Below are 7,220 nucleotides of genomic sequence, written 5' to 3'. Positions count from 1 at the left end.
GCTGGCGCCACCGCCAGCGGCAAGGCCTTCCAGAACAACGTGCCGGCGGCGGCGCACCTCGCGGCGGCACTGCCGGCCCAGGTCCACGCGCCGGCGCCGGTGCCCACCAGCACCGCGGCCGTGCCCACCTACTCGCCCCGTGCCCGCGCGCAAGGCCTGACCCCGGGGCAGGATCCCCAGCAGGCGCAGCAGGCCCAGCAACAGGCCCAGCGCCAGCGCGACCAGCAACTGCATGACCAGCAGATGCGGGAGCAACAGCAGGCGCAGCAGGCGCAGCACGACCAGCAACTGCGGGAGCAGCAAGCCCAGCGCGAGCAGCAGATGCGCGACCAGGCGCATCGGGATCAGCAGGCGCAACGGGACCAGCAGGCCCGCGACCAGCAGTTGCGCGATCAACAGGCCCAGCGCGACCGCCAGATGCGGGACCAGCAATCCCGCGAGCAGCAGATGCAGCGCGAGGACGCGCAGCGTCGTCAGGAGCAGCAGGCGCAACAAGGGCAGCAGCGCGAGCAGGCACAGCATCAGCGCGAGCAGCAGGTCCAGCGCCAGCAGGAGCAGCAGGCCCGCGATCGCGGCCGTGCCGAGGCGGCGGCGCGCGCGGCCAGCCAGGCTCACCGGGATCCGCGTCACCCCGACGACAAGGAAAGGGACAAGGAGAAACAACAGGAACGGCGCGAGTGAGCTAAGGTCGGCCTCATTCGACGGCGCCCCAGCGCCGCGCAGGAGGCCTGCCTTGGAACCCACCTCGCTCCCCAGGCGCAACCTGGTGCTGTGCTGCGACGGCACCAACAACACGCTGACGGGCGGCTACCAGGACACCAACGTCCTCAAGCTCTTCGGCTACCTGCGCGGTCAGCGGCCGACGATCCCGACGCTGCTCTACTACGACCCCGGCGTCGGGTCGCCCCAGTCGGCACCGCCCACCGGGCTGCTGGACTGGTTCAAGCGCACGTCCGAGCGTGTCGCCGGCCTGGCCTCGGGCCAGGGCGTCTACGACAACATCGGCGAGGGCTACGCCTTCCTGATGCGTGAGTACGACGAGCACCGCGACGACCGCATCTTCTGCTTCGGCTTCTCGCGCGGCGCCTTCACCGCGCGGGCCATCGTCGGCATGGTGAACCTGTTCGGCATCCTGCGGCCCGAGCACCGCGAACTGATCCCGACGCTGATCCGCATCTACTTCTCGCTGCCGCCGGAACACGACCAGGCGGCCAACCGCAAGACCGTGAGCCAGGCGCTGGCCCGCTCGCTGCACCGCGCCTGGGCCCACCCCGGCAAGGCCGCCGCCGAGCCCGGCCGCCCCGCCGAGGAGCCCACCGGCAGCGCCGACCGCAATGACCTGGCGCGCCAGGTCCGCCACAACTTCGCCTGTCCCGCCGACATCCACTGGGTCGGCGTCTGGGACACCGTCGAGTCGGTGGGTCTGCCGCCCTTCGGCTCGCGCACCAATCCGGCGACGGCGACCTTCGCCGACAAGCCGCACATGCTCAACGTGCGGCACGCGCTGGCCTTCGACGAGCACCGCTGGCCCTTCCTGCCGCGGGTCTACGACACGCCTTGCCAGGCCGACCTCGAGGGCGTCGACGTCAAGGGCCGCCCCGTGCGCCGCACCATCCGCCAGTGCTGGTTCCCCGGGGTGCACTGCGACGTCGGCGGCAGCTATCCGATGAGCTCGTCGGAGGATCGGCTGCATCCGCACGGCCGCACCGGCCTGGCCGACGCCTCGCTGCAATGGATGATCAACGAGGCCGCCGCCGAGCTGGGCGTGCCCCCGCTCGGCGCGCTGTCGCGGGGCGACATGGCCTTCGGCATGCCGCTGCCCGAGCCCTTCCCCGGCGCGGTGCCGCTGCGTCACGACGCGCTGCACGACACGCCGATCTGGGCGCTGGCCGGAATGACGGTGCGCCGCATGACGACGGAGCGCGTGCAATTCCCCGATCGGCCGCCCATCCTGGTCGATGTCGAGCCGCAGTGCCCGCCCACGCCCCGCCCCGGCCCCAGCGTCTGGGACCAGCGGCGTTCGATCGCCTGGGTGATCGCGGCGCTGGCGCTGGCCTGGCTGTGTCTGGCGCTGTCGGGCTGGAACCTGCGCGATCGCGCCAACCTGGAGATCGCCCTGCCCGCCACGCCGCTGGACTGGGTCACGGTGAAGGACGGCGTGCGCGACTTCCTCTTCGACGCGCCGCGCGCCGCGATCGGCTACGCGCGTCTGCAGGCCGACGTGGTGCTCCAGCGCTCGCTCGATCCGCCGACGCTGATCGGCCTGCCGGGCCTGCGCGCGGGCGTGGTCTGGGGCATGGTCTGGGACCTGCTGTTCCTGGCCATGATCGGCTATCTGCTGGCGCGGCTGTCCTCGCGCGTGTTCACCTGGGCCGCCGGCTGGCGCAAGCCGCATGACCTGACCCCCTGGTGGCTGCTCGCGCTGGGCTGGCTGCCCGCCGTCGCGGTCGGCACCGACGCGGCGGAGGACCTGCTGGTCCTGGCCGCCATGGCCATGGATGCCTGCGGGCTGCCGACCTTCGCCTGGCTGACGCTGTGCCTGATGGGGTTGTGCTCGGTCGCGAAGCTGGCCGCCTGGGCGCTGGCCCTGGCGGTCTTCGGGGGTGGCCGCGCGCTGCTGGCGGTCTGGCCCACCGACGCCGTCGGCAAGGTGGGACGCAAGGCCTGACCCCGCGCCACGACCGGACCGGATCCGGGCCCATCCGGCGCGGGCCTCGGCGGCGCGGCGGCAACGTCCGGTCGTTCAGCGGTTCAGCGGCTCACTGCCCACGCTCGGCGCGCTCCAGCATCTTGTCCTGCAGGTCGCCCTTGGGACCGAGGAGCTGGCGCGCGTTCGGGATGCCGCTGGACGGGGTCTCGGCGGGCTTGGGCGGCTTGTAGCCGGGCACGACGGACACGTTGCCGGTCTTGACGCGCTGCTCGGTGCTGCCCGTGGGGCACGGATCGTTCGTGTACAGCGTCTTGCCGTCCACGACGCAGCGGCGCACGCCGCCGGGCGCGTCCCCCTGGCGCTCGCTCAGCGGCGGCGGCAGGGGCGGCAGCGGCTTGTCGCTGCCGTTGTCGAACTTGAACTCCTTGGGGATCTGCGTCTGCGCCTCGCGCAGGAACGGGATCTCGTCGCGCTTCTTCCAGGCCAGAACGCCCGCGAACGCCGCGACGACCAGCAGCAAAACCAATCGCATGTGATGACACTCCCTGTCGCCGCCGCCCGTGTTGTGTATGGAATGGGATGGGCGGGGCGACCGGGATCATATCGAGCGCTTCATGACGCCTTGACAAACGCTTACTTGATCTTGAGCTCCTGCAGCAGCATCGAGCTACCGATCTCGCGGAACTCGAAGCGGTTGCCCGATTCCTTCTGCAGTTGCGCCTCGGACTTCTTGCGCCAGGCGAGGTAGTCGTCGTTGCGCTTCTCCATCTCGGCGCCGGCGGCCATGCGGTCGAAGGACACGACCAGATAGAGATCGGGCTCGCCCTTGCGGGGGTTGTTGTTGCTCAGGATCATGTAGGACTTGATCCAGCCCTTGGACTTGGCGAACTCCTGATCGGCCTTCCAGTCCTTGGCCAGGAACTGCGCATAGGTCAGCGCGCCGCCGTCCTTCAGATGGACGCCGGTGACCTCCCAGTAGTCGCCGAGCGTCATCGGCCAGTCGCCGGCCAGCGCGGGCGCGGGCGCCAGGAAGGGCAAGACGCCGAGACTCGCGGCCAGCACGGCCTTCATCACGATCTGCTTCATCGCTTCCTCCAATCCGATAGGGGGTGGTTGGGGCGGAAAAACTAGCAGATCGAGGGCGCCGCGGATGCCCCCTAGTTCGCAAACCGGACGCGCGAGGCGGCCCCGCTCAGAGGGCGCGGGGACCGGTCCGGGCGAATGGGATGTCCCCAATCTGGTGGAGACGACCCCGTGAGGACCTCATGAAGAGCCCGTTCGGACCAGGTCCCTCCAAAGCAGAACGCCCCTTGAGCGGGGCGTTCGGGCGAGCGTCAGAGGAGGCGGCGGAACTGCAGGTCCTGGATCAGGCTGCCGTCGCCCTCGGTGGTGACGGTCTGTCGGACCACCTCGAGGCGACCGTCCGCGGCGAGCCGCTGGATGTCGCGCGCGACGCGGTCGAAGACCAGCGGGTGCTCGAGGGCGGAGCCGGCGTGAGGGAGCTCGACGAGCTCGCCTGGCGACGAGTCCAGGAACAAGTCCATGGCAAGGGAATTCATGGTGGACCTCCGTGGTGCTCAGGAACCCCGCCACTCTATGCGGCGGCGCAGCAGATTCAATGCCCGTTGCATCAAGTTTCGACACGCGCCGCCGTGGGGCGCGCACCGCGGGCGGATGGTCGTCCGAACGGGCGCCTGGCGTCGATGCGGGCCTTCCCTGCATCGACGCGGCGCGGCGTTACGGCCGCGTCGGCGTAACAGGACTTCGTCGCCGCCGACGCGCCCGTCCGGCCTATCGTTCCCCCCATGCCGCGCATCCCGCGACGGCGATTCCGAAGAGGTGATTCGATGCATTGGCTCCAGCGTCTTCCCGCGACCCTGAGCACCCTGGCGACCGCCGCCGCCGCCGCGCTGCTCGCGGCCTGCGCCCTGCCCTCGGCCGCGCAACCGGCCACCGCGACCGACCCCGCCGGCACGGCACGCCCGTCCGACACGCCCGGCACGACCGAGGCCGCGACGCTGCGCGCCGTCGTCGACGCCGCCGTGCGTCCGCTGATCGCGAAGCACGACATCCCCGGCATGGCCGTGGCGGTGACCATCGACGGGCGCGCCTATGTCTACAACTACGGCCTCGCCTCACGCGAGTCCCGGCAGCCGGTGGGCGACGCGACGCTCTTCGAGGTCGGCTCGGTGAGCAAGACCTTCAACGCGACGCTCGCGGCCTATGCGGTCGCGCGGGGAAAGATGTCGCTGGACGATCATCCCGGCCGCTTCCTGCCGGCGCTCCAGGGCCATCCCGTCGACCGCGCGACGCTGCTGCAGCTGGGGACCTACACCGCCGGCGGCCTGCCGCTGCAGGTGCCGGTCGAGGTCGAGGCGAAGGGCCCGGCCGGCATGACGCGCTACTTCCAGGACTGGAAGCCGGTCGCGGCGCCGGGCGAGAAGCGGCTGTACTCCAATCCCAGCATCGGCCTGTTCGGGCATGTGGCCGCGGTGGCGCTCCAGCAAGGCTATGCGGACGCGATGGAATCGGACCTGCTGCCCAAGCTCGGCCTGACCCACACCCATGTCCGGGTGCCGGCGAGCGCGATGGGCGACTACGCCTCGGGCTACCGCGGCGACAAGCCGGTGCGGGTGAATCCCGGCGTGCTGGACGCCGAGGCCTACGGCATCAAGACGACGGCCGCGGACCTGATCCGCTTCGTCCAGCTGAACATCGATCCGAGCGGCCTCGATCCGATGGTCCGGCGCGCCATCGAGGGCACGCACGTCGGCTACTACGAGGTCGGGGCGATGACCCAGGCGCTGGGCTGGGAGCAGTACGCGTACCCGCTGGCGCTGGAACCGCTGCAGGCGGGCAACGCGATCGCGCGCCAGCTGGTGCCGGTGAAGCGCCTGGCGGCCACGCCCGAGGGGACGCGGCTGTTCAACAAGACGGGCTCGACGGGCGGCTTCGGCGCCTACGTGCTGTACGTGCCGGCGCGCCGCATCGGCGTCGTCATGCTGGCCAATCGCGTGTACCCGAACGAGGACCGCATCACGGCCGGCTACGAGATCCTGAACCGGCTCGCGCAGACCTCGAAGTGAGCCCCGTCGCGCCGTGCCCGCGCGGCGCGGCCGTGACGCTCACCGGGCCGGGGTGAGGAATACCCCCACCGGCCGCACCTCGACCTCGGTGCCGAAGGCGCGGCCAGGGAAGGCGCTCGCCAGGACCAGCGCATCGGCCATGTCCTCGGCCTGGACGAAGGTGCATCCGGCGAGCGCCGACTCGTGCTCGAGCGCGCGATCGCTCGGCGCGTCCTGCGGCAGCAGGCGCGCGCCGGCCTCGAAGACGGAGACGACCAGGACGCGCCCCGCCTCGCGCTGGGCCAGCGTCCAGGCGCGCACGCGCTGGGCACGCTCGGCGAGCTCGGCGTCGCTGAGCGTTCGGGTGGGGTGGTACAGGAAGGCGAAGACGGCCATGGTGGATGTCCTTGTGGGGGCGATGCCGCGAGAATGCCCCGTCATCGCCGCCGGCGATTGGACAAATGCCGCAGCCGCCATCCGACATGCAACTGACCGAGTTCCCCGCTCCGCCCGTCGGCGCCCACGCCGCCGGCCCGGCCCCGGCGCGCCCACGCGCGATCGACAGCCTGGTCGAGGGGATGGCGCTGCTGCGCTCGCCGCGACGGACCGTGCGCACCCTGGTCGCCGAGAGCCGCCTGAGCATCGGCGTCCGTCTCGCGGGATCGGCCAGCGTCTGGCGCGACGGGGCCTGGGCCCCGCTGCCCCGCTTCACGCTGACCGGTCTGCATTGCAGCTCGCGCACGGTGTGCACCGAGGGCGGCAGCGTGCTGGCGCTCGTGCATCTGCATCCGGCGGCCGCCGCGATGTTCGGCATCGATCCGGAGCGTGCCGCGGAGGGCACCTGGGACCTGGCCGGGTGGTGGCCGGCCTCGGACCTGGAGGCGCTGGCGCAGGCCATGGCGCAGGCGCCCGATGACTCGACCTGCGTCGCCCGGCTCGCCCACGCGGTGAGCGACCGTCTCGCGGCCGCCGAGGCCCCCGCTCCGGCCATCGTGGAGGCGGTCCGCCGATTGCGCGAGGAGGCCGGTGGCCTTCGGATCGCGACACTCGCCCAGGCGTTGGCGATGAGCGTGGACACGCTGGAGCGCCGCTTCCGCGCCACCATCGGTGTCAGTCCCAAGCGCTTCGCGCGCGCCGTGCGGCTGCGCGCCGCGGTGCTGAGCTATGGCGCCGGCATGGCGTTGACCGAGCTCGCGGTCGGCGCCGGTTTCTACGACCAGTCGCACTTCATCCGCGAGATGCGACTCGCCACGGGCAGTACGCCGCAAGGCCTGCTGCGCGGTCAGGCGATCTGCTGAACGTATGACACCCGACGCGCCCCAGCCCCACCACCCGCACCTGGGGTCAACCGCACCGCTCGCCGCGACGGCGACGGCGACGGCGACGGCGACGGCGACGGCGACGGCGACGGCGACGGCGACAGAGTTTGCGGAGACCGCGGCCTCCGCGGAGACTGCTTTGTCTGCTTTGTCTGCTTTGTCTGCTTTGTCTGCTTTGTCTGCTTT

8 protein-coding genes are annotated in these 7,220 nt (G+C 71.5%); 3 read left to right on the top strand and 5 right to left on the bottom strand.

Features of this window, described 5'->3' with window-relative positions:
- Positions 1–615: hypothetical protein (locus tag MCHT01_RS26810; RefSeq protein ID WP_176579648.1), on the bottom strand; the 615-nt coding region annotated here is incomplete at its 3' end.
- Between the two features lie 118 nt (positions 616–733).
- Here MCHT01_RS26810 and MCHT01_RS18370 point away from each other — a divergent pair.
- On the top strand, positions 734–2,668 hold the full coding sequence (locus MCHT01_RS18370; RefSeq protein WP_067067180.1) for a T6SS phospholipase effector Tle1-like catalytic domain-containing protein: 1,935 nt from the start codon (positions 734–736) through the stop codon (positions 2,666–2,668).
- A 91-nt stretch (positions 2,669–2,759) separates the two neighbouring features.
- Here the strand turns inward: MCHT01_RS18370 and MCHT01_RS18365 are convergent, their stop codons facing one another.
- From MCHT01_RS18365 to MCHT01_RS18355, 3 genes are all read right to left on the bottom strand, one after another.
- A complete protein-coding gene (locus MCHT01_RS18365; protein WP_148661601.1) occupies positions 2,760–3,182 on the bottom strand; it encodes a hypothetical protein in 423 nt (140 codons plus the stop codon).
- Between the two features lie 101 nt (positions 3,183–3,283).
- Positions 3,284–3,736: a hypothetical protein gene (locus MCHT01_RS18360; RefSeq protein ID WP_067067176.1), complete on the bottom strand. Its 453-nt coding sequence runs from the start codon at positions 3,734–3,736 to the stop codon at positions 3,284–3,286.
- 248 nt (positions 3,737–3,984) lie between these two features.
- Complete coding sequence (locus MCHT01_RS18355) at positions 3,985–4,209, bottom strand: hypothetical protein (protein ID WP_148661600.1); 225 nt, start codon at positions 4,207–4,209, stop codon at positions 3,985–3,987.
- Between the two features lie 369 nt (positions 4,210–4,578).
- Here MCHT01_RS18355 and ampC point away from each other — a divergent pair, with 369 nt between their 5' ends.
- Positions 4,579–5,736, top strand: a complete 1,158-nt coding sequence (gene ampC, locus MCHT01_RS18350) for a class C beta-lactamase (RefSeq protein ID WP_439956174.1) — start codon at positions 4,579–4,581, stop codon at positions 5,734–5,736.
- Positions 5,737–5,775: 39 nt separating this feature from the next.
- Here ampC and MCHT01_RS18345 read toward each other — a convergent pair whose 3' ends face one another.
- Positions 5,776–6,111, bottom strand: a complete 336-nt coding sequence (locus MCHT01_RS18345) for a YciI family protein (protein ID WP_067067172.1) — start codon at positions 6,109–6,111, stop codon at positions 5,776–5,778.
- Positions 6,112–6,197: 86 nt separating this feature from the next.
- On the opposite strand from MCHT01_RS18345, the gene MCHT01_RS18340 reads away from it, so the two are divergent.
- Complete coding sequence (locus MCHT01_RS18340; RefSeq protein WP_148661599.1) at positions 6,198–7,013, top strand: AraC family transcriptional regulator; 816 nt, start codon at positions 6,198–6,200, stop codon at positions 7,011–7,013.
- Positions 7,014–7,220 lie beyond the last annotated feature (207 nt).

The sequence above is a fragment of the Mitsuaria chitosanitabida ATCC BAA-476 = NBRC 102408 genome, assembly GCF_001598255.1.
Taxonomy (GTDB): domain Bacteria; phylum Pseudomonadota; class Gammaproteobacteria; order Burkholderiales; family Burkholderiaceae_C; genus Roseateles; species Roseateles chitosanitabidus.
This window is presented reverse-complemented; position numbering and strand designations above follow the sequence as displayed.